A 26,964-nucleotide genomic window follows, 5' to 3' on the forward strand; every position below is an offset into this window, starting at 1 on the left:
GCTCCAGCGGGAGCAGGCGCGGGTCCAGCGCGGGGGGCTCGGGTTCCACGGCCTGCTCGCGCGCGAGCACCACCACGTCCTGGATGGCGGGGTGCTGACGGAGCGCCGCTTCAATCTCGCCCAGCTCCACGCGGACGCCGCGGATCTTCACCTGGTGGTCGCCGCGCCCCAGGAACTCCAGCTCGCCGTCCGGCAGCTGGCGGGCCAGGTCGCCGGTGCGGAACAGGCGCGAGCCCGGAGGGCCGAAGGGGTCCGGCACGAAGCGCTCCGCGCTCAGGTCCGGCCGCAGGAAGTAGCCCCGCGCCAGGCCCGGTCCGCCCAGGTACACCTCGCCGGGCGCGCCCGGGGGGACGGGCTGTCCGCGCACGTCCAGCACGTGCATCTTCATGTTGCCCAGCGGCTGGCCCAGCGGCACCGCCTTGCGCGACATGCCGGGCGCGCAGGTGAACCACGTGGCGTCGATGGACACCTCCGTCTGGCCGTAGAAGTTGAAGAGCGTCGCGGAGGAGTGCTCCGCCAGCCGGTCCACCAGGTCCGTCGTCAGCGCCTCGCCTCCGCAGACCACCGTGCGCAGCGCGTGGCAGTCCCCCATGCGGGGCTCCTCCAGCACCACGCGCAGCAGCGACGGCACCACGTTCATCTGCGTGACGCCGCGCCGGGCCATGAGGTCCGCGATGTAGCGGCTGTCCTGGTGCGCGCCGTCGCGCACCATCACCGCGCGGGCCCCCGCGAGCAGCGCGCGGAAGAACTCCCAGATGGAGGCGTCGAAGCCGAACGAGGCCACCTGGAGGACCCGGTCTTCCGGCCCGATGGGCAGCGCGTGCTGTTCCCAGAGCATCCGGTTGGCGATGCCCGCGTGGGAGATCATCACGCCCTTGGGCACGCCGGTGGAGCCGGAGGTGTGCACCACGTAGGCCAGTTGCTCCAGGTGGACGGTCCGCGCGGGAGGCGTCTCCAGCAGGCCTTCCTGTCGCCACGCGCCGGGCTCCAGGCGCGCCTCCGGCGGCACCGGCAGCTTGACCGCGAGCGAGGCGGGCGCGAGCACATAGCGGGCGCGGCACTCCGCGACCATCAGGGCCAGCCGCTGCGTGGGGGCTCCGGCGTCCATCGGCACGAAGGCGCCGCCGGCCTTCATGACCGCGAGCATCGCCACCAGCACCTCCGTCGAGCGGGGCAGGCACAACGCCACGCGCTCCTCGGGCTCCAGGCCGGATGCGAGCAGCAGGTGCGCGAGCCGGTTGGCCCGGCGCTCCAGCTCCGCGTACGTGAGGAGGTCGTCCTCGCACTCCACCGCGATGGCGTCTGGCGTGCGCCGTGCCTGCTCCTCGAAGAGGAGGTGCAGGGGGCGCGGGGACAGCGGCACCGCGGGCGGGTGGAAGGACTCCAGCGCCTGCTGGCGGCCGGCCGCGTCCAGCAGCGGCAGCGCGGAGACGCGGCGCTCCGGATCCGCCGCGATGCCCTCCAGCAGGCGCTCGTAGGCCCGCGCCAGCCGGTGGGCGGTGGAGGCGTCGAAGAGGTCCGTGTTGTATTCGAGCCAGCCCGTCAGCGCGCCCGACGTCTCGACCAGCGTGAGGGTGAGCTCGAACTTGGCGGTGTCCGTCTCCAGGTCCAGGTTCGTCAGCGTGAGCCCCGGGAGCGCCAGCGGCTGGAGCGGCGCGTTCTGGAGGACGAACATCGTCTGGAAGAGCGGCGAGCGGCTCAGGTCCCGCTTCACGCGCAGGTCCATCACCAGCTTCTCGAAGGGGACGTCCTGGTGGGCGAAGCCGCCCAGGGCCGTCTCGCGCACGCGGCCCACCAGGTCCGTGAAGCGTGGGTCGCCGGAGAGGTTCGCGCGCAGGGGCAGCGTGTTGACGAAGAACCCGATGAGCCCTTCGGTCTCCGCGCGGTTGCGGTTGGCGATGGGCGTGCCGACGACGAGGTCGTCCTGGCGCGTGTAGCGCTGGAGCAGCACCAGCCACGCGGCCATCAGGGTCATGAACAGCGTGGCCCCCTCCTGACGGGACAGGACGTTCAGCGCGGCGGTGACGGCCGGAGACACGCCCAGGGGCAGCTGCGTCCCGCGGAAGGTCTGGGCCGGAGGACGCGGCCGGTCCGTGGGAAGGCCCAGCGCGGTGGGCGCGTCCGCCAGGTGCGCGCGCCAGTACGCGAGCTGCTCCTCCAGCACGTCGCCCTGGAGCCAGTCGCGCTGCCAGCGGGCGAAGTCGGAGTACTGCACCGTGAGCGGCGTTAGCGGCGAGGGCGCGCCCTGGAGGAAGGCCGCGTACAGCGCGGCCAGCTCGCGCACGAACACGCCAATGGACCAGCCGTCGGAGACGATGTGGTGCATCGACAGCAGCAGGATGTGCTCGGCGTCCGACAGGCGCAGCAGCTTCCAGCGGATCAACGGACCGCGCTCCAGGTCGAAGGGCGCGGCCACGTCCTCGGCGGTCAGCTCCCGCACGCGGCGCGCGGTCTCTTGCGCGTCCAGCCCGCCCAGGTCCACCACGTGCAGCGGCAGCTCGGGCGCGGGCCCCACGACCTGCACGGCCTCGCCCTCGCGGGCCTGGAAGGTCGTGCGCAGGGATTCGTGGCGCTGGACGATCTCCTGGAAGCTCTTCTCCAGGGCGCTTCTCTCCAGCGTTCCGCTGAGGCGCACGGCGAAGGGGATGCCGTAGTGGTGGCTGCCCGGCTCCAGCCGATCCAGGAACCACAGCCGCTGCTGGGCGAAGGAGGGCGGCAGGGCTCGGGGCTTCGCCGCGCGCTGCTGGATGAGGGCCCGGGCGCGGGCGCGCTTCTCCTCCAACGCGGAGGACTGCTTCTCGTCACTCATGATTCGATTTCTCCGCTTTCGAGCTCAGCGATGAGTGCGTCCAGCTCCGCCTCGGACAGCCCATCCACCCGGGGCAGCGCCTCATCTGGCGCGCGCGCCGTGAGGAGGGGCTGCTTCCGGACTTCCGCCTGCCGTGAGACGACCTGCGCGAGCGCGGCCACGGTGCGCGCCTCGAAGGCGCTGCGCAGGGGCACGTCCACGCCGAAGGATTCGCGCACGCGCGAGATGACCTGGGTGGCGAGCAGCGAGTTGCCGCCCAGCTCGAAGAAGTCGTCGTGGACGCCCACCCGGGGAGCCCCGAGCAGCTCCGTCCAGATGTCCGCCAGCCGCTGCTCCGTGGCGTCGCGCGGCGCCACGCCGTCCGCGCGGGGCGTGGCATCCGGCGCGGGCAGCGCGCGACGGTCCACCTTCCCGTTGAGGGTGAGCGGGAGCGCGTCCAGGAACAGGATGGCGGACGGGACCAGGGACTCCGGCAGCCGGCGGCGCAGGTGGGTCTTGAGGTCGCCTTCCGTGCACGCCTGTCCCGGCGCCACCACCGCGTGGAGCACCAGCCGCTTGTCGCCGGGCCCCTCCTCGCGGACCGTCGCGATGGCCTGCCGCACGGCGGGGTGCTCCAGCGCGAGCGACTCCACCTCTCCCAGTTCGAGGCGCAGGCCGCGCAGCTTCACCTGCGTGTCGGCGCGGCCCAGGAACTCGAGCGCCCCGTCCGGCAGGAAGCGGACCCGGTCGCCGGTGCGGTAGATGCGGGCGCCGTCGCGCGCGTCGAAGGGGTGCGGCACGAAGGCGCGCGCGGTGAGCTCCGGACGGTTCAGGTAGCCGCGCGCGAGCCCCAGGCCGCCCAACCACAGCTCGCCAGGGACGCCCACGGGGACGGGTTGCTGGCGCGCGTCCAGGACGTAGGCCTGGGTGTTCGCGATGGGGCGCCCGATGGGCGGGTTCACGGCGCCCGCGGAGACGGGCCCGCTGGTGGCGACGACCGTGCACTCCGTGGGGCCGTAGTGGTTGATCAACTGGAACGGTGTGCCTTCGGGCGCGCCCCGGTGCAGCCGGTCTCCGCCGGTGAGCAGCGTCCGCAGCGCCGCGTGCGCGGGCCACGGCTGCGTGAGCACCGCCTCCGCGAGCGGCGTGGGCAGGAAGCAGCGGGTGATGCGCTCATCGGTGAGCCACGCGACGAGCCGCGAGGGCGCGCCTCGCACCTCATCCTCCACGATGTGGAGGCTGGCGCCCGCCGTGAGGGTGGGCCACAGCTCCCACACCGCGGCGTCGAACGCGGGCCCGGCGGCCTGGGTCGTGCGGTCCTCCGGCGTCAGCGCGTAGGTCCGCTGATGCCAGTCCACCAGGTGGGCCAGTCCCGCGTGCTCCAGTTCCACGCCCTTGGGGCGGCCGGTGGAGCCCGACGTGTAGATGACGTACGCCAGGTGGCGCGGGCCCGTGAGCGACGGCGGAGCGTGCTCGGGCGCACCGGTGGCGCCGAAGCCGTCCTCCGCGAGCAGGCACCGGCAGTCCGGCGGAAGCGCCAGCGCGGCGGTGTTCCGCGAGGCCAGGAGCACCGGCGCGCGGACGTCCTCCAGGATGGACTGGAGCCGCTCCGGGGGCGCGGAAGGGTCCAACGGAACGTAGGCGCCGCCCGCCTTGAGCACGCCCAGCGCCGCTTCGACGAACGCGGTCGAGCGCTCCAGGCAGAGCGCCACGGGCACGTCGGGCCCCACGCCCAGGTCGCGCAGGTGCCAGGCCAGCCGGTTCGCGCGGGCTTCGAGCTGGCCGTAGGTGAGCGCCTCACCCGCGAAGGCCACCGCGAGCGCGTCCGGTGTGCGCTCCGCCCAGGTCCCGAAGCGCGCGTGCACGGGGACGTGGGACGGCGGCGCCACCGGGCGCGGGTTCCACCCGTGGAGCAGCGTGTGCCGCTCCTCCGCCGTCATCAGGGACAGGTCGCCCACGCGGCCGTCGGGATCCGCCGCGATGCTGGACAGCAGCTCCTGGAAGTGCCCCGCGAGGCGCGCGATGGAGGCCGCGTCGAAGAGGTCCGCGTCGTATTCGAAGCGCGCGGTCAGCCCGCCGTCCTCGCCGCGCTCCAGCGCGAGGTCCAGGTCGAACTTCGCCGGCGCGGATTCGGACTCCAGGAGCGTCAGGCTCAGCCCCTGGAGGGCGCGGGAGGGCAGGGGCGCGTCCTGGTAGGAGAACGCGACCTGGAAGAGCGGCGTGCGGCCCAGGTCGCGCTCCACCGCGAGCGCTTCGACCAGCTTCTCGAAGGGCACGTCCTGGTGCTCGTGCGCCGCGAGCACGGACTCGCGCACCCGGCCCAGCAGCTGGCGGAAGGAGGGGTTGCCAGAGGCGTCCGTGCGCAGGGGCAGCGTGTTGACGAAGAAGCCGATGAGCCCTTCGGTCTCCACGCGCGTGCGGTTGGACAGCGGGCAGCCCACGACCAGGTCGTCCTGGCCCGTGTAGCGCAGCAGCAGCGTCTGGAACGCCGCCAGCAGCGTCATGAACGGCGTGGCGCCTTCGCGCCGGCCCAGCTCCGCGAGTCCACCGGCGAGCGCCGCCGGGAGATGGACCGCGTGACGGCCGCCCGCGAGTGTCCGCACCGCGGGCCGGGGCCGGTCCGTGGGCAGCTCCAGGACACCGGGGGCGCCCGCCAGCCGCTGCTTCCAGTGCGCGAGCTGCCGCTCCAGCACGCCGTCCGCCAGCCACTCCCGCTGCCACAGCGCGAAGTCGATGTACTGGAGCGGCAGCGGCTCGAGCGCCGGAGGGACGCCCGTGGAGAACGCCGCGTACAGCGCGCCCAACTCCCGCAACAGCACGGCGACGGACTCGCCATCCGCGACGATGTGGTGGAGCGTCAGCAGCAGCACGTGCTCGTCAGGGCCCAGCCGCAGCAGCCGCCCGCGCAGCAGGGGGCCTTGGGCGAGCGGGAACGGAGCGCGGGCCTCATGCTTCGCGAGCCGGTGCACCTCCGCGTCGCGCGCCTCCTGGGACAGGCCACCCAGGTCCACTTCGGGCAGTTCGAAGGGGACGTGCGCATGGACGCGCTGAACGGCGCGGCCCTGGTGCTGGGAGAAGGTGGTGCGCAGCGCCTCGTGGCGGTGGACCACTTCATCCAGGCCTCGGCGCAGCGCCCCGACATCCAGCGGACCCTGGAGGCGCACCGCCGCGGGCAGGTGGTAGCGCGCATCGCCGGGCTCCAACTGGTCCAGGAACCACAGCCGCTCCTGCGCGTAGGACAGCGGCGCTTCCGGCGCGCGGTCTGTCCGGTGCGTCAGCGTGGGTCCTCGCGCCGGAGCGCGCACGCCCCCGTCGATGCGCGCGGCGAGCGAGGCCACCGTGGGCGCCTCGAACAGCGTGCGCAGGGGCAGCTCCACCCCGAACACCTCGCGCACTCGAGCGAGCAGCCGCGCGGCCAGCAGCGAGTGGCCGCCCATCGCGAACCAGTCCTCGTGCAGGCCCACGGCTCCGCCGAGCAGCTCCGTCCAGAGGCCCGCGAGCGACTGCTCCGTGGCGGTGCGCGGCGCCGCGTCCTCCGGGGACGTGGAGCGCTCCAGCTCGGGCGCGGGCAGGGCGTGACGGTCCACCTTGCCCGTGGGGGTCAGCGGCAGCGCGGGCAGGAGCACGAAGGCCGCGGGGCACATCACCTCCGGCAGCTCGCGGCGCACGTGCTCGCGCAGCGCGGCTCCGGCGAGCGCCGTGTCCGGCGCGGCGACGACGTAGGCGACGAGGCGCTTGCCCGCGGGAGGCTCGTCGCGCACCGCGACCACGCACTGCCGCACGTCCGGGTGACGCTGGAGGACGGATTCAATCTCCCCCAGTTCGATGCGGAAGCCGCGCAGCTTCACCTGATGGTCGAGCCGGCCCAGGAACTGGAGCTCGCCCTCCGGCAACAGGCGCGCGAGGTCTCCGGTCCGGTACAGGCGCGCGCCGGGGACCGCGCTGAAGGGATCCGGCACGAAGGCACGGGCGGTGAGGTCGGGGCGGTCCAGGTAGCCCCGAGCCACGCCCGGCCCGCCGATGCACAGCTCGCCCGCGACCCCCAGCGGCTGGGACCGCAACTCCGCGTCGAGCACGTGCACGCGCACGCCGTCCAGCGGCCGGCCGATGGTGGGCAGGCCGGACACCACGTCCCCGGGCTCGACCGGGGCGAAGGTGGCGGCCACGGTGCCTTCGGTGGGACCGTAGAGGTTGGTGACGCGGAAGGGAGTGCGCGTGGAGGGCCGCCGGTGCAGGCGGTCACCGCCGGTGGTCAGCTCGCGCAGCGCGAGCGACTGGGGCCACTGTTGGCCGAGCACGCCCTCCGCCAGGGCCGTGGTGAGGAAGGTGTGGGTGATGCGCTCGGCGGCGAGCCACGCGACGAGCCGCTCCGGCATGGCGCGCACGTCATCGCCGGGCAGGTGCAGGCTGGCGCCCGCGATGAGCGCGGGCCACACCTCCAGCACGGACGCGTCGAAGACCGGCGTGGACAGGTGCGTGGCGCGCGCCGAGGGCGACAGCCCGAAGGTCCGCTGGTACCAGCCCGCGAAGTGGGTCAGTCCGCCGTGCGTGAGCTGCACGCCCTTGGGCCGCCCGGTGGAGCCGGACGTATAGATGACGTAGGCGACATGATCCTCGTCGGGCGTGACGTCCAGCGAGGTGTCCGGCACGTCGTGGGCCGCGGCCGTCACGTCGTCCAGCACCCGCACGGACGCGGGCAGAAGTGAGCGCAGCTCCGGCGTCGTGAGCACCACCGCCGCGCCCACGTCCTCCAGCAGTGCTTCCAACCGCGCCCGCGGTGCATCCGGATCCAGCGGCACGTACGCGCCGCCCGCCTTGAGGGCGCCCAGCAGCGCCAGCACCTGCTCGGGCGAGCGGTGCATCAGCACGCCGACGCGCACGTCCGGACCCACGCCCAGCTGGCGCAGCCTTCGCGCGAGCACGCGGGCCTGGCGCTCCAGCATTCCGTACGTCCAATGCCGCTCGCCCGAAGCGATGGCCAGCGCGTCGGGCGCGAGCGCGGCGTGTGACGCGATGGCGTGGTGAACGGGGGTGAAGGAGGCGGGCGCCAGAGCCCCCGTGCTGAACGTGCGCACGCGCTCCTGCTCCGAGTCCGGCAGCAGCGGCAGGGCCGACACGCGCTGGTCCGCGTCCGCCGCGATGCCCGCGAGCAGGCACGTGAAGCGCGCCACCATGCGCCCGGCGGTGTCCGCGTCGAAGAGGTCCGTGTCGTAGCGGAGCGCGCCGTCCAACCCGCTCGGCGCATCCGCCATCTGGAGCGCGAGGTCGAACTGCGCGGTGCCCAGCTCCACCGGCACGCTCTCCGCCTCCAGCCCCGCGAAGCGCACGCGCACTCCAGGAAGGCCCAGCACCAGAGGGGTGAGCTCCTCGCGCCGGTGCGGCTGCTCCCAGGCGAACACCGCCTGGAACAACGGAGACCGGCTCGCGTCGCGCGGACGCCGCAGCCGTTCCACGAGCAGGGGGAAGGGGAACTCCTGGTGCTCCAGCGCCTCCAGCACCGTGCGCCGGACCCGGCCCAGGTGCTCGCGGAAGGACGGGTCCCCGGACAGGTCCGCCACCAGCGCCACGGGATTGACGTGGTAGCCGACGACGTCCTCCAGCCCCGCGCGCGTGCGCCCCGCCGCGGGCGAGCCGACCGCGAAGCGCTCCTGTCCCGCATGCCGGGCGAGGAGGACCTGCCACGTGGCGAGCAGCAGCGAGAACAGCGTCGTGCCCTCTTCACGCGCCAGCGCGCGCAGCCGCCGCGTCAGGTCCGCGTCCAGCCGGAAGGTGCACGCTGCGCCCCGGAACGCGCGCACCGGGGGACGGGCGCGGTCGGTGGGCAGCTCCAGGACGTCCGGCACGCCGTCCAGCCGCTGGCGCCAGTACGCGAACAGCCGCTCGCCCTCGGGGCCCTCCAGGAACGGGCGCTGCCAGCGGGCGAAGTCCGACGGCCGCAGGGCCGGAGCGGGGGACGCGAAGTCCCGTCCCTCCTTCAACGCGGGGTAGAGCCCGTGCAGCTCCTCCGCGAGCAGCGCCAGCGACCACAGGTCCAGGATGAGGTGGTGCGCCGCGAGCAGCAGCACCTGTCCGCCGCCAGCGTGGGCGTACAGCGAGGCGCGCAAGAGCGGCCCCTGCTCCAGCGAGAACGGGCGTGACGCGTCCGCCGCCAGCGCGCGCCGCAGCGGAGCGTCCTCCAGCGGAAGCGAGGTCGCGTCCTCCAGGAGCCCCTCGCCAATGGCCGCGTCCGCCCGCTGCACGAACTCACCGTGCTCCAGGTGGAGCGTGGTGCGCGGGGCCGCATCCGCCCGCTGCACGAACTCACCGTGCTCCAGGTGGAGCGTGGTGCGCGGGGCCGTGCCCGCCCGCTGCACGAGCTCACCGTGCTCCAGGTGGAGCGTGGTGCGCGGGGCCGCGTCTGCCCGCTGCACGAGCGCACCGTGCTCCAGGTGGAGCGTGGTGTTCGGGGACGCGTCCGCCCGCTGCACCAGCTCACCGCGCTCCAGATGGAGCGTGGTGCCCGAGGCCGGGTGCACCTGCTGCACGAGCTCACCCGCGTGCTCCAGGTGGAAGGTGGTGCGCAGGGCCGGGTGCCGCGCCACCAGCCGAGCCAGCGCCTCGCGCAGCGTGGGCACGTCCGCGGGCGTATGGAAGCGCACCGCGAAGGCGAGGTGGTTCGCGGTGCTGTCCGGCGCCAGGCGCTGTGCCAGCCAGAGCGCCTTCTGTCCCTCGGACACCGGGTGGCGTCCCAGCGCGTCCCCCGACGCCGTGGGCGCGAGCGGCCGCTGTCCCAGCGAGCCCACCAGCTCCCGCGCCAGGGCCCGCAGGCTCACCGCGTCCATCAGCCGCGCCAGGGACGTGTCCGTGCCCAGCCACGCGTCCAGGTCGCTCTTGAGCTCCACCGTCGCCAGCGAGTCCAGCCCCAGGCTGATGAGCGTCCGCTCCGCGTCGACGTGCGCGCGCGGAAGGCGCAGCCTCGCCGCCACCGCGTCCACCAGCGACGCCTCCAAGAGCGCCGCGCGCTCCGGCTCCGGGAGCGCGAGCAGCTGCTCCGGACGCAGCGTGGGCACGGGCGGAACGGAGGCCTGGAGCGTGCTCTGGCCCAGCACCTCCAGCTCCCCGGCGAGCCACGCCTGCCGGCACGCGTACCGCTGCACCTTGCCGCTGGACGTCTTCGGCAGGGAGCCGCCCTGGATGAGCACCACGTCATGGGCCTGGGCGTCGTGCGCCAGCGCCACGGCCTCGCGGATGCTCCGGGCCAGCGCCTCCAGGTCCGTGCCGGCGTGGCGCGCGTCCACCTCCTGCACGATGACCAGCCGCTCCTCGCCCTCCAGCTCCACGGAGAACGCCGCGGTGCAGCCCGGCCTCAGCGCGGGGTGCACGCGCACCGTGGTGGACTCCACGTCCTGCGGGTACAGGTTGCGCCCGCGCAGGATGATGAGGTCCTTGATGCGCCCGGTGACGAACAGCTCGCCGCCGCGCAGCACGCCCAGGTCGCCGGTGCGCAGGTAGCGCGCGTCGTCCGAGCCCCCGCCCTCCACCCGCGCGTGGAAGACGCGCGCGCTCTCCTCCGGCCGCTCCCAATAGCCCTGGCCCACGCTGGCGCCCGCCACCCAGATTTCGCCCTCCTCGCCGGGCGCGCACTCGCGGGCGGTGCGCGCGTCCACCAGCCGCACCGTGTTCCCCTCCAGCACCCGGCCGGAGCCCACCAGGTTCACGCCGTCCGTCACCGGCGCGGTGCCCAGCGCGTGCCCGGTGACGATGAGCGTCGACTCGGCCAGCCCGTAGCAGGGGTAGAAGGCCTCCCTGCGGAAGCCCTGCGGCGCGAAGGCTTCGTGGAAGCGCTCCAGCGTCTCCGGCCGGATGGGCTCCGCGCCGTTGAAGGCCACCTTCCAGCGGCTCAGGTCCAGCGTCGCGCGCTCCTCGGCGCTGACCTTCCGGACGCACAGGTCGTAGGCGAAGTTGGGCCCGCCGCTCGTCGTGGCCCCGTAGCGCGACACCGCCTGCAGCCAGCGGAAGGGGCGCTGCAGGAACGCGATGGGCGACATCAGCACGACGGGGAAGCCGCCGTAGAGCGGCTGGAGCAGCCCGCCGATGAGCCCCATGTCGTGGTACGGCGGCAGCCAGATGACGCCCCGGCTGTCGCGCGAGTGGCCGAACGCGCGGTGGATGAGCGCCAGGTTCGCCAGCAGGTTGCGATGCGTCAGCATCACGCCCTTGGGGCTGCCCGTGGAGCCGGACGTGTACTGGAGGAACGCCAGCGCGTCCCCCGTGACGCCCGGGTCCTTCCAGCCGTCCTCCAGCCCCGGCGCCAGCGCGTCCGTGGCCACCCAGGTGAGCCCCGCCAATTCCGGCGCCTGCTCGAAGAGCATCCCGGCCATGCCGTGGATCATCTCCGTGGTGAGCACGAAGCGCGCCCGCGCGTCGCGCACCATCGCCTCCAGGCGCGGCAGGCTGCGGTTGAGGCGCGTCACGTCCGGCGGATACGCCGGCACCGCCACCACGCCCGCGTACAGGCACCCGAAGAAGGCCGTCAGGTATTCGTTGCCCGGCGGGAACAGCAACAGCGCCCGCTCCCCCCGCGCCCCGTTCGCCTGGAGCCAGGCGCCAATGGCACGCGCCTGCCGGTCGAACTCGCCATAGGTGAGCGCTGCTTCTTCGGATTCACCATCCACCAGGAAGGTGTAGCCCTGATGTCCTGGCGCTTCCGTGGCACGAATGCGCAGGAGTTCAATCAGGCTGGCCGGCGACATGTCGTTGGGCTCCAGGCGATGTATGGCTTGGAAAACACCATTCATGTGTCATGGCCAAGTCGTGTATGTCAAATCTTGCATTGATATGCTTGAAGCCTGTAAATTCCTTGAGAACTGGTTGTTTTCAGCCCAAAGACAACCATGCGGGTCGCAATCCCAACACCGGGTCCCTCTAGGAGAGCGGATGTACGAGAACATCGAGCGCATCAAGGCCCCTACTCGCGAAGTCTTCCTCGACGAGTACGTGCGGAAGCAGAAGCCCGTCATCATCACGAACCTGTTCGAGGGGCAGCCCATCAGCCGGCTGTCCAGCCTGGAAATCGCCCGCAAGGAACTGGGGGACATGCCCGTCGTGGTGCAGGAGGGCCACGAGGAATACTTCACCCGCATGCTGTCGATGCTCATCTCGAAGGACTTCACCTTCTCCGACATCGGGAAGAACCAGAGCACGGTGAACGGCTACCTGGAGATGGTGGCAAAGGACCCTGACAGCCGTCTGGTCTGCGCGGAGGTCCCCCGGTCGATGATCCAGAAGGTGGAGGCTGGATACACCATCCCCGAGTACTGTCAGCCGGACCCGGGGGAACCCGACGAGTACATGTCGATGCTGTGGTTGGGTAACACGGGCAACTTCACCCACATGCACTTCGACGCGGACTACAAGAACATCTTCCAGTACCAGCTCTGGGGGGAGAAACGCGTGGTGCTGGTGCCGCCCACGTCGTCGCGGAAGATCCTGCCCATGCGTAACAACAGCGCGCTCAGCCCGGAAGGACTCAGCCAGGAGGAGAACGACAACTTCGTGCGTTACGTGGGGGGTTATCAGGCGGTGGTGCGCACCGGCGAGACGCTCTTCATGCCCGCCCTGATGTGGCACTACTTCGAGTACATGGACACCAGCATGGCGCTGACCATGCGCTTCCGCCGCAACCGGTACCTGCGCTTCCTGGCGGACAACTTCCACACCGACTACCGCCTCCAGCACATCGCCTGGAAGCTGGCGAACGAGCGGGGCGTGGACGAGCAGGGCCGCCAGGCCTTCGCGCGGCTGGAGGCGGAGTTCCTCAAGCCCATGGACAACCCCGTGGAGAAGGCCAACCACCTCCAGCGGGTGGTCAATGACATCTACGCCAGCTTCTGCACGGACGGCCTGAAGGGAGACCTGAGCCGTCCCTTCCTGGAAGAGATTCGCGGGGCCATCCGGAGCATGGATGTCCTGGCGGGTTCCCTGTATTCAGACGAACGCCCCACGGCTTGAGTTGGCTTTGAGGGCTGGCGCCCGCCCAATCCCTTGCATCGGCGGGGGATGGGGTGGGCGCCGGACCTGATACGTCTCAAAGCCCCCACTGGTGGGACCACTTCAACAACCAGGTGTCCGTGGTGGCGCCGTCCAGCAATTGGTTGGGCGCCAGGCGGGTCACCTGGGTGGTGCCCGGCGTGGTGGGCAGCTCCGTCTGGGCGCGCGAGTAGACGAAGTACAGCGTGGAACCCAGCCGGTACTCCCAACGCAGCACGGCGTTGAGGTTGAGCGCGGACTCGTGGAAGTCCGGGTCCAGCGCGGTCGTGGTGGGCGTCAGCCGCGCGAGCGGCAGCCGGCCGTTCGCGTCCGGGGTTCCTTCGAAGAAGGGGCCGTAGCGGCCGTACGCGGAGAAGAACTGCGCGTACGCCTGGAGCGTGAGCCGCGGGGTGAGCACCAGCAGCTGGCGCAGCGTGAAGGACACGGCGCGCGGGTGCAGCTGGCCGAACACGAGCCGGCCGTCCTCGTCCCCCACGTAGCGGGGCCCGTCCAGGTTGGTCAGCAGCTCGCTGGTCAGCTGCGTCTCCAGGCGCGGCGTGGGGCGCCACGTCATGGTCACCGCGCCGCCGCCGCCCGTCTTGGAGGGCAGGGGCGACGGGGCGGAGATGCGGCCCACGTAGCCGTCCAACTGGAAGGAGAGGGCGCGGTTCTTGTCCGTGGAGCCCGCGCACGCCGCGTACCGGTACGGCGGGCGCTCGTAGGGGATGCCGGTGAGGGGAATCTCGCGGATGTCGCTGCGCCCGGTCAGCTGGCCCAGCTCGCACTCCACGGCGTGGAAGCCGGGCAGCGTGGCCAGCGCGCCCACCGTGAGCTTGTGGCTGAGGCGGATGCCGCGCCCGTCCGTGCTCCAGCTGCTGATGCCCTGCACGGAGGAGGAGAAGTCCAGCAGGGGCCCGAAGCCGGTGGGCCGCACGAAGGACACCCGGCCAGACGCCTCCTGGAGGTTCTGGGTCGGCTGGTAGCCCGTGGTGCTCAGCTCCAGGCGCGGCGACAGGTACTCGTAGCCCACGTCGAAGCGGAAGGGCTCACCGCCCTGCTTGCCGCCGCTCACGTAGGTGCCCAGGCCCAGGTCCCCCGGGCGCAGGAGCGTGCCGTCGCGCAGGGGACGCCCCGCCTCCGGGCCTCCCGCCACGCGCGAGCCGGTGAGCTGGCCGCGCACGCCCCAGGCGCCGTCCGTGCCGCGCACGTCCCAGTCCAGCGCCGCCGCGTTCCCGCCGGCCACCCGGCACGCGTCGCGCTCGGCGGGGTCCTGGGGCAGGCCGCCCGCGCACAGGTCCGACAGGGGCGTCGCCGCCGCGAACGTGCCGCCCACGGACACGCCGGTGACGGGCTGCTGCCGCAGCACGACGGTGAGGAAGTTCTGCGCGGCGCCGGCCTGCGCGGGCAGCGCGTTGTTGGGGCCCAGGTGCAGCGGCCGGGACGGGTGGAAGCGGATGCGCCGGTCCGGCGGCGCTTCGCCGTCCTCGCCCGTCAGGTCCGTCCGGGGCGCGGAGGGGCCCATCACCACCGCGTCCAGCACGCCCACCTGGAGCGTGTCGGTGAGGTTTCCGGTCAGCTTCACCGCCGCCAGGATGGGCGTCTCCAGGCCGATGCGCCGCGTGTAGAAGAGCGTCTGCGAGGAGTCCCCCACCGGCTGGAAGACGTCCATGCCCTGGAGGAAGAAGGGGCGCTTCTCCGGGAAGAACTGCTCGAAGGTGCTGAGGTTGAGGATGAGCTGATCCGCCTCCACCTGGCCGAAGTCCGGGTTCACCGTGGCGGTGAGCGTCAGGTCGCTGGTGAGCGCCGCGCGCAGGTCCACGCCCACGTCCGCGGACGGGGAGCCCAGCCGGGGCGTGGGCCGCGCCGGGTCCGCGTAGCGGGGGCTCATGCCGAAGCGCGCGGCGACGTAGGGCGTCAGCTGCACGCCGCTGCGGGACGGGATGCGCTCCAGGCCCTCCAGGTGCCCGAAGCGGGACACGAAGGCGTTGTCGTTGCGCGGCAGGAGGGTGGAGTCGATGACCTCCCGCGTGCGGGCCAGCTGCCGGCGCACCGCGAGCCCGAAGGTGTGCGTGGGCGCCTCCGGGAAGCGCAGCAGGTGCAGGGGGATGACCAGCTCCGCGGACCACCCGTCCGGCAGGTCCGCGGCGGCGCCGTCCCACACCGCGTCCCAGTCCTCGGTGTACTTGATGTCCTCGAAGTAGAGGACGTCCCGGAGGATGCCGCCCGCGTTCACCGTGAACGCGTACGCGGTGCGGTGGTCGTGCGCGCTGTCCACCATCACCGTCACGGAGTCCGACTCCGGGGGCCGGTCCCGGCGCCCCAGCTGCCGGTTGATGAGCAGGGGCTGTGAGTCGCGCGCCAGGATGCCGACGTAGAGGTTGTCGTCGTCGTAGAGGACGCGCAGGTCGGTGCGCTCGCTGGGCGCCGCGCCGTTCTTCGGGAAGGTCTGCACGAAGCGGTCGAACAGCGGCGCCTGCTCCCACTCCGCTTCGTCCAGCCGGCCGTCCAGCTGGATGGGCTTGAGCGTGCGCCGGGCCTGGATGGCTCCGGACGCGGGCGGCCCTTCCGCGCGCGGCGCGGCGGCCCAGAGCAGGGTGAGGAGCCCCATGACGACGGGCGCCGTGGAAAGCGGACGGGGAACGGGAGACATGGTGGGGAGTGCTCAGGTCCAGCGGAACAGACGCACGGCCAGGGCGAAGCACGCGGAGCCCCACGTGCCCAGGATGGCCAGGTCCGGCAGCAGCGCGGACAGCGGCGCGCCTTCGTTGATGACGGCGCGCATGCAGGCGTTCATCGCGCTCAGGGGCAGCGCCCGGATGAGCGGCTGGACCGCGTCCGGGAAGTGGCTGGAGGCGAAGAAGATGCCCGCCAGCCCCATCATGGGCACCATCACCATGTTGATGAGGCCCACGGCCGTCTCGCTGGTGCGGGCGCGCGAGGCGCACAGGAACGCCAGCCCGCTGAAGGCGAACGTCCCCGCCAGGGCCACCGCCGCCACCGCCGCGAGCGAGCCGTGGATGGGCATGCCGAACGTCACGCGCGCGAAGCCCAGCACGAGCGGCAGGTCCACGCACAGCACGAACACCACCCGCGCCAGCGCGAAGGACAGCAGGTACTCCGGGCGGCGCATGGGCGTGGCCGCGAAGCGCTTGAGCAGCCGGCGCTGCCGGGCCAGGACGATGACGAACGTGATGCCCCACATGCTGCCGGCCATCACGTTCATGCCGACGAGGCCGGGCACCAGCCAGTCCACGTAGCGCGTGCCGGGCGCGCTCACCGCGTCGTCCTTCACGGGGCGCGCGTCGGCGCGGCCCGCGTCGCGCTGGAGCACGTCGTCCACGAAGGTGCGCGTGGCGGGAGACTCCGGGCGGGTGGGGTCGAAGCGGTAGGCCAGCGCGCCCCCGGTCTGCTCCGGAGGCGTCACCTGCAGCGCGAACCGGCCGGTCCGCAGGCCCGCGCCCGCCTCGGAGGCCGGGACGCGCTCGGGCGTGAGGCCCGGGTGGGCGGCCAGGGCCGCGGCGACGCGCTCGGCGCCGGGACCGTCCACCACCGCCACGCGCGTGCGCGGCGTCACGCCGTGGTTGAACGCGCTGCCCAGCGCCACCGTGAGGAGGATGGGGAAGACGAACGTCCAGAAGAGGGTGCCCGGCTCGCGGATGAACTCCCGCAGCCGGGTGAGCGTCAGGCGCGCCAGCGGCGGCATGCGCCGTCCCCGCGCGGGCCGCGCGCCAGCGACCGCGTCCATGGTGGGCTCAGTCACGCAGGTTCCTCCCCGTCAGGGACACGAAGACGTCCTCCAGCGTGGCGTTGCGCGTGGTCAGCCCGGACAGCTCCGCGCCGCGCTCCGCGATGCGCGCCAGGATGGAGGGCAGCGCCAGGTGGGGCCGCGACACCGACAGCGCCAGGCGGCCCGTGAGCGTGGTGCGCGCGGCCGTCACCCCGGCCACGGACTCGAAGTCCGGCGGGCCCAGCGCGGGCTGCGTGGTGAGCTCCACCACGTGCTCGCCTCCCAGCGACGCGACCAGCTCCGCGGGCGTGCCCACCGCGATGACCTGGCCCTTGTCCACCACCGCCACGCGGTCGCAGAGCTGCTCCGCCTCGTCCATGTAGTGCGTGGTGAAGACCACGGTGCGCCCGCGCGCGCGGAAGGCGGAGATGAGCTGCCAGAGCGCCCGGCGCGACTGTGGATCCAGGCCCGTGGTGGGCTCGTCCATGAAGATGAGCTCCGGGTCGCCCGCCAGGCTGCACGCGATGGACAGCCGCTGCCGCTGGCCGCCAGACAGCCGCACCACCCAGCTGTCGGACTTGTCCGTGAGCTGGAGCAGCGCCAGCAGCTCCTCCGTGTCCGGCCCCTGCGAATAGAAGGACCGGAAGAGCTCCAGCGTCTCGCGCACCGTCAGCTTGTCGGAGAGGAGGTTCTCCTGGAGCACCACGCCAATGCGCTCGCGCAGCGCGTTCCCGGCCTTCTCCCAGGTGCGCCCCAGCACCTCCACCTCGCCGCGGGTGGCCGTCTGGAGTCCCTCGAGGATCTCCAGCGTCGTCGTCTTGCCCGCGCCGTTGGGGCCCAGGAGTCCGAAGCACTCGCCGGTGCGGACCTCCAGGTCGAGGCCCCGAACGGCAGCCACATCACCGAACTCTTTGTGCAGTCCCCGCACACGGATGGAAATCCCCACATGTCTGGAAATAGACAAATTCCAGGATGCGAACAAGGAGGTGCCGGGTAGGCGCGGGGCTCAAGCTGGCTTGATCACCACGAGTCCGAACATCAGCGGGATGGTGGGCAACTCCTCCGGTGGCCACATGCGGCGGCCCTCTGTTTCGCGCATGCGCGGGAAGAGGCGCGCGCCGTTCGCGTACGGGTACTCGCGGAGGGCCTCCAGGCGCAGGCCCGCGGACAACAGGGCGGTGATGATCTCCCCCAGCCCCCACTGGAACGTGTGGTCCGGATGCGGGTTGCGGAAGTCCTTCACGCCCTCTTTGAAGCCCCAGGGCACGAGCGCGTCCTGCGCCTGCGCGACGTAGTCCGTCACGCCAGCGGTCTCCACGTGCACGCCTCCACCATAGGGGTAGTGGAGCCTCCACTGTTCGTCGAGCGTGAGCGCCAGCGGATGGAAGTCGACGACGACGAAGCGGCCTCCCGGCGCGAGCACGCCCGCGAGTCCCCGGGCCCAGGCGCCCAGGTCGGACAGCCAGCACATCGCGCCATAGGAGGAGAAGGCGACGTCGTAGCGCGTGCCCTCCGCGGAGGCGGCGGCGAGCCAGTCGTAGACGTCCTGCCGCACGAAGGTGCCCGGGAGGCCGGACGCCTCGGAGAGCGAGCGCGCGAACGCGACGGCCTCGTCGCTGATGTCCACGCCCGTCACCCGCGCGCCCTTCGCGGCGAAGCTCAGCGTGTCCTGCCCGCTGTTGCACAGGAGGTGCACCAGCGACTGGCCCCGCACGTCTCCCACCAGCTCCCGCTCCTCGGGGAAGAGGGTGCAGTGGCCTTCGCGCAGGGCGCGGGCCTGGTCGCCCTTGTGGCTGTTGTGTGCCGGGGTGGCCTCGTTCCACGAGCGCCGGTTGGCTTCATGCAGGTCTTTGGAGGGAGCCATGGGGCCATGATTCCAGGGGTGCAGGGGGGAAGGGTAGAAGAGAGGGGTGACTTCCTCCTGGTTGCCTCTGCACCGGGCCCGCGCTGGCACCCGCGTGCGCCTGTTCTGCTTCCCGTTCGCGGGCGGTGGCGCGTCCGTGTTCCGGCCCTGGGCCGGCGTGCTGCCGGAGGGCATGGAGCTGGCCGCGGTGCAGCCGCCGGGCCGTGAGGAGCGCCTGGCGGAACCGCCCTTCACGTCGCTGCACGCGCTGCTGGAGGAGATGGACGCGGCGCTGTCGCCCTGGCTGGAGGACCGGCCGTTCGCCTTCTTCGGGCACAGCCTGGGGGCGCTGGTGGCCTTCGAGTGGACGCGGCGCCTGCGCCAGCGGGGCGGGCCCGCGCCGCTGCACCTCTTCGTCTCCGGCGCGCCCGCGCCCGGCCTGCCGCGCACGGGCCCCCTGCTGCACGCGCTGCCGGAGCCGGAGTTCCTCCAGGTGGTGCGCCAGCTGGGCGCGGGGGCCTTCGACGGGCTCCCGGACGCGGGGCTCCTGGAGGCGTGGGGCCCCCTGCTGCGCGCGGACCTCCAGCTGGCGGAGAGCGCGGCCCCCGGGCCCGGTGAGCCGGTGGACGTTCCCCTCTCCGCCTTCGGAGGGCTGGATGACGCGGCCGTCTCCCGGGAGGAGCTGGCCGCGTGGCGCGAGCGGACGCGCGGCGCGTTCTCCCAGCACATGCTGCCCGGGGGGCACCTCTTCATCCGCGCTGGCTACCCCGCCGTCATCCAGGTGCTCTGGCGGAAGCTGCGCGGGGCCGTGCCGGGACTCTGAGGCGTCAGTACTCGCCCGTCACGCTCACCAGCGTCTCGTCCGTCACCGCGAAGCCGAAGGGCACCGGCATGGTGTCCTCCGGACGTTGGGCCGCGGGCGCGCCGGGGGCCAGGTCCAGGTCGAAGCGCACGGCGGTCGCGCGGAGTTGGACCCGCGTGCCCTCGGGCACGGTGAGCTCCAGCGGCAGGCCTCCCGGTGGCACGTCCCAGTACTCCAGCAGACCTCCGCCCGGGACATCGCGCAGCCGGGCTACGGCGCTCGAGTCCACCGGCTGGCCGGCGATGGTCAGCGCCCGCAGCGGCGTGCCCGCGCCGAACCGGACCTGGAGCAGCGGCGCCTTCTCCACGGACTCCACGAGGAGCACCAGCCGCCGCAGCCCATCCCGCGTCTCGTCCTGCGACACGCGCACGCTGGGGGCCGGCAGGGGCCGGTGGGGCGCGGGCGCCACGCGCACGTCGCGCCAGAAGCGGGGCAGGTAGCTGTCCAGGCGGCGCGCCGGAGCATCCGCGCTCACGAAGCGCGAGGCCCACGCGTCCACCTCGAAGTCGCTGGAGAGCCAGTACGCCTCGCCGAGGCTGGCATCCACTGCGTAGGCGACGCTGCTGGGGCGCGGGTCGCTCGCGTCGAAGCGCTCCCGCACCACGCCTGCGCCCAGCAGCACGCACGCCAGCGCGAGCATGGGCAGCGCTACCGTCCGGCCGGGGCGCGCCGTGGGTGCGAAGACCTGCGGCCACAGCATCGCGAGCCAGGGCGCCACCGCCAGCGTCGCCACCGGTGCCAGGGCGAGCGTCAGCGCGACGTAGAGGTTGAGCACCTGCGGCACCCACAGCATCAGGGCCGGAATGGCGCTCACGGCCAGCAGCAGGCGGCCCCGCGCGGAGGGTTGCTCCGGCGACCCGCGAAGCCGTCCTCCGAGCGTCAACGCGCCCACGAAGGCAGGTACCGCGAACAGGTAGCTGAGGCCCGGCGCCGCGAATGCGCTGGCCACGCCCAGCACGGCCCACACCGCGAGCGCCCCCGCCACCAGTTCCTCCGCGAGCGCCCCGCGCGGGAATCGCGCCTGGACGCCGGCCCCCGCCACCCGCTCCTCCGAGAGCGCCCCGCGCGCGGAGAGCGACTGGACGGACCCCGCTACTCGCTCCTCCGCGAGTGCCCCGTGCGCGGAGAGCGACTGGACGGACCCCGCTACTCGCTCCTCCGCGAGTGCCCCGTGCGGGGAGAGCGACTGGACGGACCCCGCTACTCGCTCCTCCGCGCGTGCCCTGCGCAGGAAGAGCGCATGGACGCCGACCACCGCCGACAGCGTGAGCGCCAGCAGCCCCGCGATGAAGAAGCCGCCGTGGTAGGCGTCGCCCTGCGGCAACACGCCCAGCCCTCCGTCAATGCGCAGCACCCCCCACCACGCGGCCTGGACCGCCGCCGCGCTCGCCACCGCCGCCGCGAGCACCGCGCCCGCGCCCCACGTCAGTCCGGACGCACGCAGCCGGCCTCGGCGCAGTCCCATGACGAGCGCGGCCGCCACCGCGAGCAGCGCCAGCAGCGCGATGGGCGCGGCCCAGGTGGCAGGGTGGTGCACGAGGAAGGGCCCGGCATTGAAGTAGACGGCGTCCTCCGGGGGGGCCGGCTCCAGCGCGTCGTCGCCCAGGTGCCGCGCGAGCGCGAGCATCACCTCGCCGTGGTGCTGGAGGCTGTCCAGGCCGAAGTGGGCGAGGTCGTCCGTGCGCGCGTGGTAGCGCATGAACCCGTCGAGGAAGCCGAAGTTGAGGCCCGTCTTCCCCCGCTGGAGGAAGACGGTGAAGTCCGTGTCGTTCTGCAGCCGCCGGTACACCTCGTCGAACAGCGAGCTGGCCTGGGCGGGTGCCCCCGAGCGCGCCAGGTGCTGGATGAGCCAGCGGTTGCCGGGGCCCGGCTGGAACATCAGCGAGGGCCCGTGCGAGCCCCGGGCCTCGAAGTTGAGGACCACGGACACCTGCTCCGCCAGCGGGTGATGGAACGCGAACGCCCGCGCCCCCACGAGCCCCGTCTCCTCCGCGTCCGTGAAGAGGAAGAGGACGTCGTTGCGCAGCGGCGGGCCCGTGCGCAGCGCCCGCAGCGTCTCCAGCATCGCCGCCACGCCGGCCCCGTCATCCGAGGCCCCGGGCGACGTGGGCACGGAGTCGTAGTGCGCGACGATGGCGATGACGCCGCGGCTGTCCTGGCCCTTCACGTGGGCAAGCACGTTGTGGACGGTGGCGCCCGGGATGGAGTTCTCCTCCATGTCCGGGTGGATGGCGGCCGTGGCCTGCACCTCCGGCGTGACGCCCATTCCTCGCACGGTGTCCACCAGGTACTCGCGCACCTCGCGGTGGGCTTGCGAGCCCACGGGGTGCGGCCGGGCCGCGATGCGCGCCAGGTGCTCGCGCGCACGCCCCGCGGAGAACACCTCCGGGGGCGCTGTCGCGGGCAGCGCGGTAGGCGCGGAGGCGAAGTGCAGGGCGAGGGCGGCGGTGAGCGCGGTGAGGACCGCGGCCGCGAGGCTGGCGATGCGGGGGCTCACGCGCGGGCCTTCACGCCGCCGCTTCCGGGGCCACCACGTCGAAGCGGATCCGCCCCAGCGCCTGCGTCACCGCGCGCTCCACGTGGGCGCGGTCTTCGCCGCTCGCGATGACGTGGCCCAGCCGGTCGCCAGAGCTCTCCGGCGGACGCACGGTGACGCCCGGCGCCTTGTCCACGGACACCTCGCGCACGCCGTCCTCCTGGCGTGCGTCCTCCACGCCGTGCACCGCCGCGAGCCGCCCCGCGCCGGACGCGGTGAGGAAGCGGATGGAGGCCGTGGCCTTCTGGCGGGGCGTCAGGTCCACGGGCCGCCCCAGCAACTGCTCCAGCAGCACCGTCAGCAGGTCGATGCCGGTCGCGTGGCGCACCAGCTCCGGAATCATCCCGCCCGCCAGCCGCGGGTTGATTTCGATGACCACCGGGCCCTGGGCGCAGAGGCGGATCTCCGTGTGCGCGGGGCCCAGGTCGAAGCCCACCGCGTCCAGCGCGGCCGCCACGGCGCGCTCGAGCGCCTGGCGCTCACCGTCGTCGAGGGGCGCCGGGAAGTCGTGGCCCAGCTCCACGAAGTGGGGCGGGGCGGACAGGTGCTTGCGCGTGACGCCGATGACGCGCGTGTCGCCCCGGGCGAGCGTCACGGTCTCCACGCTGAACTCGGGCCCGGTGAGGAAGCCCTCCACCAGCACCTCGCCGGCCAGCGCCTGGCCGCGCTCGTTCACCCGGCGCGACGCGAGCGACCGGTAGTGCGCGAGCAGCGCCTCGGGCGAATCCACGCGCCGTACGCCGGTGCTGCCGCTCTCCGCGGTGGGCTTCACCACGCAGGGGTAGGTGGCCTCGCGGCTCACCTGGAGCGCCTGGGCCTCGGAGGTGACGAGCCAGAACTCCGGGGTGGGCTGGCCCGCGGCGCGCAGCACCTTCCGGGCCTCGTGCTTCTCATGGCAGATGCGGGCCGCGTCCGGGTGGAGGTAGCGGAAGCCGTACCGGGCGGCCAGCCAGGCCACCAGGGGCACGTAGAACGTGGAGAAGGTCAGGAGCGCGTCCACGCGCGTGCGCTCCGTCAGGGCCCGCACGCAGGCGTCCATCGCCTCCTGGTCGTTCGTGTCCGCCTCCAGCACCTGGAGCCCCGGGCTGCCCGCGAGCTTCGCGAGGAAGGGGTACTTGCCGGGCTGACGGGTGATGAAGGTGACCTGCTGTCCCTGGTCCACCAGCCGCTCCACGGCGAGCTTGCCGGTGCCCGTGGTGTTGCTCTCGATGAAGGCGAAGTGGGCGCGCATCACAGCCCCAGCTCCCGGGTGAGGTCGCCGCTGAGGGTGATGCCGGGTGCGTGGTACGGGACGCCGCCGTCGTGGGGCAGCGGCGCGTGGCTCCAGCGCTCGGCCACGTCCACGCCGTAGCGGATGGCGTGCGGGGCCGCCGCGGCGGCGCACTCCGGGCCGGCGATGTGGTGCTTCGCCAGATAGTCGTCCGAGTAGATGGTCTCCCCGTAGCGGTCGCCCTTGTCCGGGAAGATGCCCACGACGTGGGCGTCCGGGCCGAACTGCTCCGCGAGCCACGAGCCCACGATGTAGACCGCGCCGGACGAGCCGCCCGCGAAGATGCCCTCGCGCCGGGCCAGCTCGCGGCAGCCCTGGAACACCTCGCCGTCGGACAGCCAGTGGGCCTCGTCGATGACGCGGTAGTTGATGTTGCCCGCGATGATGCTGTTGCCGTGGCCGCTCTGGAGACGGGGGCGGTTGGGCTGGTGGAACTGCACGGAGCCCACCGCGTCCACGGCCACCACGCGCACGTGAGGCAGGCGCTGCTTGAGCGCGGCGGCCGTTCCACTGAGGGACCCGCCGCTGCCCACGCTGGCCACCAGCGCGGCGATGTTGCCGCCCAGCGCCTCGGTCAACTCCTGGGCCATGGCGCTGTTGTACGCGCCCGGGTTGCTGGGGCTGTCGTACTGGCGCGGCCAGAAGGCACCGGGCACGTCGCGCAGCACGTCCCGCAGGCGCTCCAGCCGCGACTGCTGCCAGCCTCCGGTGGGGTGATAGGCGTCCACCACCAGGACCTCCGCGCCCAGCGCCCGCAGCTTGGCGGCGGTGCTCACGTCGATGCGGGGGTCGGTGATGATGATGACCCGGTAGCCCTTGAGGGTGCCCACGCGGGCCAGGCCCTCCGCCATGGTGCCGGAGGAGCTTTCGACGATGGTGCCGCCGGGCTGAAGGTCGCCCCGGGCCTCCGCGTCGGTCACCATCTTGAGCGCGACCCGGTCCTTCATCTGCCCGGGCATGGACAGCTCCAGCTTGCCCCACAGCTGCGCGCGCGGCCGGTTCACGGCGCGGCCCCGCAGCGAGACGAGGGGGGTGTTCTTCATCAACTCCAGGACGGACGAGACCTTGAGCATGGCGGAGGGCGGGCGGGGTTAGGGGGTCGGGAATCCGGAGGCGGTGAGAAGCGCGGTGACGGCCTGCTCCAGCTGTCCGCGCGCGTCTTCCTGTTCGACGCGCCAGGCCTGGAGGGAGGCGGCGAGGCCCGGGTCCTCCAGAGCGGCGAGCTGGGCCAGGACGGAGGCGGGCGCGGGGCCTCCGCCATGGGCGGACGCCTCCACGCAGGTGGCGGGCTCCAGCGCGCGCGCCAGCTCCGCCTCGTCGAGCGTGAAGGCGCGCGAGGTGACTTCCAGGAGCAGCGCCTCCAGCCCGTGCCGGGCCTCCGCGGCGGTGAGGGGCGCGTCGCCCGTCTTGCGCGCCACGAGCCGGGCCACCACGTCGTGGGCCGTGCGGAACGCGAGCCCGTGCCGCGCGACCAGGTGGTCCGCGACCGCGGTCATCGTCGTGTCCGCGTGGACCAGGAAGGCGCGCATCGCGTCCGGGCGGACGCGCACGTGCTGGAGCAGCAGGTCCATCAACTGAACCGCCTTGCTGATGCCCCGGAGCGCGGGCCACAGGTGCGCGGAGACTTCACCGCTGACCTCCACGCTGTTGGTGAAGGGCGTGTTCTTCAGGCCCATCAAGGCGTTCATCAGCGCGCCGGTGGGGTGCACCGCCTGTCCGCGGATGTGCTCCAGGACGAAGGCGTTGCGCTTCTGCGGCATGATGGAGCTGGTGCTCACCAGGTCATCCGGCCAGTCGAGGAAGCCGTAGGCCATGCTGGCCCAGGCCTGCAGGTCGTTGGCCAGCCGTGTGAGCGTGGTGCCCATGAGCGCCAGGGGCCCGAGCACCTGGATGACGAAGTCCCGCGAACCGACGGCGTCCGCGGAGTTGAGCACCGGCGCGGAGAAGCCCAGCAGCCGCGCGACCTCGTGCGGGTCGATGGGGAACGACGTGCCACCTCCGGCCGCGGCGCCCATGGGGCTGCGGTTGACGGTGCCGTAGCTGGCGGCGAGCCACGCGGTGCCGCGGACGAACTCCGACAGCACCGCCGTCAGGTAGTGGCCGAACGTGGAGGGCTGCGCGGGCTGCTGGTGGGTGAAGGAGCTCATCACCGTGCGCGCGTGCGCGTGCGCCTGCGTGCTCAGCGTGCGCGACAGGGACTCGCAGCCGGCGAGCACGCCCAGCAGCTCCGTGCGCAGCCGCATCCGCGTCACGGTGGCGTTGATGTCGTTGCGGCTGCGGGCCACGTGCGCGGATCCGCCGACCTCGCCTCCCAGCCGGTGGATGTATTCGTTCTCGTACGTGAGGTAGAGGCCGCGGTGCGACGCGGGCGTTTCGAACACGGTCTCACCCGCGTCCGAGCGCAGCCGCAGGTCGCGGTTGACGGACAACAGGCGCGCCACGGTCTCCGCGGGGAGGATGCCCCGGTGCGCGAGCATCACCAGGTGGGCCGCGTCGATGCGCAACAGGTGCGGCAGCACCGTGCGCTGGTCGTCCGCGAAGCCCGGTTCGTAGAACAGCCGGAAGAGGACGGGGTGGGGCGGCAGCGAAACGCGGCCCAGGGTCTGCGCGCTCATCGTGCGTCCACCGGGGAAGCCGCCGCATCCTCCGCGGCGATGTCAGCCACCACCGCGCCGGTGAGCCGCTGGATGTCCCGCGGCGAGATGCGCAGCATGTGCTGATCATCCCCGCCGCCGCCGAAGACGACGTCGTACTGGAGCACGCGCGAGTCGATGACCACGGCCAGCGGCGTCGCGTGCCCCACCGGAGGAACGCCGCCGACGGCGTAGCCCGTGAGCCGCGACACCGTCTGCGCGCTGGCCAGCTTGAGCTGCGTGAGCTGGAGCGCGGCGGCCACCTTCGCGGTGGCGATGCGGATGTCGCCGGGCGCGATGGCCAGACACGCGCGAGACGCATCCTTCTTCCCCTCGAAGACGATGGTCTTGACGATCTGCGCGGGCGCCACGCCCAGCGCCGCCGCCGCCAGCGGCACCGTGGGCATGTCCGCGCCGGGGTTGATCAGCGTCGCGGCGACCTGGGAATCACGCAGGTACCGCTCAAGGAATTCGCGTCGGGAAGGTGCATCCGTCGTGTTCATGACGAACGCGAGTTTAAAGGATTCCCCTCTTACGTGAAGGGCGCCCGCGGAGCGGAACCCGTGACGGTGGATCCGCTCCGCGCGCGTGTTTCACGTCGTGCGCGCGAACGTTACGCGCTGACGCCAATGCCAATCGGGCAGCTCACGCCGGTGCCGCCAACGCCGCAATAACCCCCTGGGTTTTTCTGCAGGTACTGCTGGTGGTAATCCTCGGCGTAATAGAAGGCCGGCGAGGGCAGGACCTCCGTGGTGATGTCGCCCAGGCCCTTCGCGTTGAGCGCGGCCTGATACGCCTGCCGCGTCTCCTCCGCGGCGCGCTTCTGCGCGTCGTTCGCGAAGTAGATGCCGGAGCGGTACTGCGTGCCCGCGTCGTTGCCCTGGCGCATGCCCTGTGTCGGGTCGTGGTTCTCCCAGAACACCTTCAAGAGCTGCGCGTACGTGACCTTCGCCGGGTCGAACACCACGCGCACCACTTCGTTGTGGCCGGTGAGCCCGGAGCAGACCTCTTCGTACGTGGGGTTCGGCGTCAGCCCGCCCGCGTACCCCACCGAGGTGGAGTACACGCCCGGCACCTGCCAGAACTTGCGCTCGACGCCCCAGAAGCAGCCCATGCCGAAGATGGCCGTTTCAAAGCCCTCCGGCACCGGCCCCTTCAGCGGGGTGCCCAGCACGGTGTGCTTCTGCGGAACCGGCATCTCCTGAGGACGGCCCGGCAGCGCCTCCTGCGGAGTGGGGAGCCTCAACTTCTTCGGGGACGTGAAGAACATGCTCTAGCTTTAGCCCCGGGCCTCCCC

General features: G+C 72.7%; 14 protein-coding genes. 2 read left to right on the plus strand and 12 right to left on the minus strand.

All coding sequences use genetic code 11. The annotated features are described in order from the left end of the window. Positions 1-2,809, minus strand: a 2,809-nt coding sequence (locus D7V77_RS23445; RefSeq protein ID WP_120578523.1) for an amino acid adenylation domain-containing protein, incomplete at its 3' end; no start/stop codon positions are given. Continuing rightward, complete coding sequence (locus tag D7V77_RS23450; RefSeq protein WP_158624476.1) at positions 2,806-11,520, minus strand: non-ribosomal peptide synthetase; 8,715 nt, start codon at positions 11,518-11,520, stop codon at positions 2,806-2,808. The genes D7V77_RS23450 and D7V77_RS23445, both read right to left, overlap by 4 nt. Positions 11,521-11,704: 184 nt before the next feature. Between D7V77_RS23450 and D7V77_RS23455 the strand changes: the two genes are divergently transcribed. Continuing rightward, positions 11,705-12,778, plus strand: a complete 1,074-nt coding sequence (locus D7V77_RS23455; RefSeq protein WP_158624477.1) for a cupin-like domain-containing protein — start codon at positions 11,705-11,707, stop codon at positions 12,776-12,778. Between the two features lie 76 nt (positions 12,779-12,854). On the opposite strand, the gene D7V77_RS23460 is transcribed toward D7V77_RS23455, so the two are convergent. The 4 genes from D7V77_RS23460 to D7V77_RS23475 form a co-directional block, all read right to left on the minus strand. Beyond that, positions 12,855-15,446, minus strand: a complete 2,592-nt coding sequence (locus tag D7V77_RS23460; protein ID WP_120578525.1) for a DUF5916 domain-containing protein — start codon at positions 15,444-15,446, stop codon at positions 12,855-12,857. Between the two features lie 12 nt (positions 15,447-15,458). Next, the gene (locus D7V77_RS23465; RefSeq protein ID WP_233597185.1) at positions 15,459-16,556 is read right to left on the minus strand and encodes an ABC transporter permease; all 1,098 of its coding nucleotides are present in this window, start codon (positions 16,554-16,556) and stop codon (positions 15,459-15,461) included. After that, a complete protein-coding gene (locus D7V77_RS23470; protein WP_233597186.1) occupies positions 16,549-17,421 on the minus strand; it encodes an ABC transporter ATP-binding protein in 873 nt (290 codons plus the stop codon). Before D7V77_RS23470 ends, D7V77_RS23465 begins: the two co-directional genes overlap by 8 nt. 108 nt (positions 17,422-17,529) lie before the next feature. Beyond that, positions 17,530-18,387 (minus strand): class I SAM-dependent methyltransferase, encoded by an 858-nt coding sequence (locus D7V77_RS23475; RefSeq protein ID WP_120578527.1) that lies wholly within the window; start codon positions 18,385-18,387, stop codon positions 17,530-17,532. Between the two features lie 46 nt (positions 18,388-18,433). Here D7V77_RS23475 and D7V77_RS23480 point away from each other — a divergent pair, with 46 nt between their 5' ends. Continuing rightward, positions 18,434-19,189, plus strand: a complete 756-nt coding sequence (locus tag D7V77_RS23480) for a thioesterase II family protein (protein ID WP_120578528.1) — start codon at positions 18,434-18,436, stop codon at positions 19,187-19,189. 4 nt (positions 19,190-19,193) lie between these two features. Here the strand turns inward: D7V77_RS23480 and D7V77_RS23485 are convergent, their stop codons facing one another. The 6 genes from D7V77_RS23485 to msrA form a co-directional block, all read right to left on the minus strand. Next, positions 19,194-21,725, minus strand: a complete 2,532-nt coding sequence (locus tag D7V77_RS23485) for a M20/M25/M40 family metallo-hydrolase (protein ID WP_120578529.1) — start codon at positions 21,723-21,725, stop codon at positions 19,194-19,196. A 10-nt stretch (positions 21,726-21,735) separates the two neighbouring features. Then, positions 21,736-22,995 (minus strand): ATP-grasp domain-containing protein, encoded by a 1,260-nt coding sequence (locus D7V77_RS23490; RefSeq protein WP_120578530.1) that lies wholly within the window; start codon positions 22,993-22,995, stop codon positions 21,736-21,738. Continuing rightward, on the minus strand, positions 22,995-24,077 hold the full coding sequence (locus tag D7V77_RS23495; protein WP_233597187.1) for a cysteine synthase family protein: 1,083 nt from the start codon (positions 24,075-24,077) through the stop codon (positions 22,995-22,997). The genes D7V77_RS23490 and D7V77_RS23495 overlap by 1 nt, the downstream gene beginning before the upstream one ends. A gap of 48 nt (positions 24,078-24,125) precedes the next feature. Beyond that, complete coding sequence (argH, locus tag D7V77_RS23500) at positions 24,126-25,649, minus strand: argininosuccinate lyase (protein ID WP_233597188.1); 1,524 nt, start codon at positions 25,647-25,649, stop codon at positions 24,126-24,128. After that, on the minus strand, positions 25,646-26,170 hold the full coding sequence (locus tag D7V77_RS23505; RefSeq protein WP_233597189.1) for an aminoacyl-tRNA deacylase: 525 nt from the start codon (positions 26,168-26,170) through the stop codon (positions 25,646-25,648). Before D7V77_RS23505 ends, argH begins: the two co-directional genes overlap by 4 nt. Before the next feature lie 110 nt (positions 26,171-26,280). Then, positions 26,281-26,937, minus strand: coding sequence for a peptide-methionine (S)-S-oxide reductase MsrA (msrA, locus tag D7V77_RS23510; protein ID WP_120578532.1), 657 nt, complete (start codon positions 26,935-26,937; stop codon positions 26,281-26,283). Between the last annotated feature and the right edge of the window lie 27 nt (positions 26,938-26,964).

This window comes from Corallococcus sp. CA041A (genome assembly GCF_003612075.1).
GTDB classification, from domain to species: domain Bacteria; phylum Myxococcota; class Myxococcia; order Myxococcales; family Myxococcaceae; genus Corallococcus; species Corallococcus exiguus.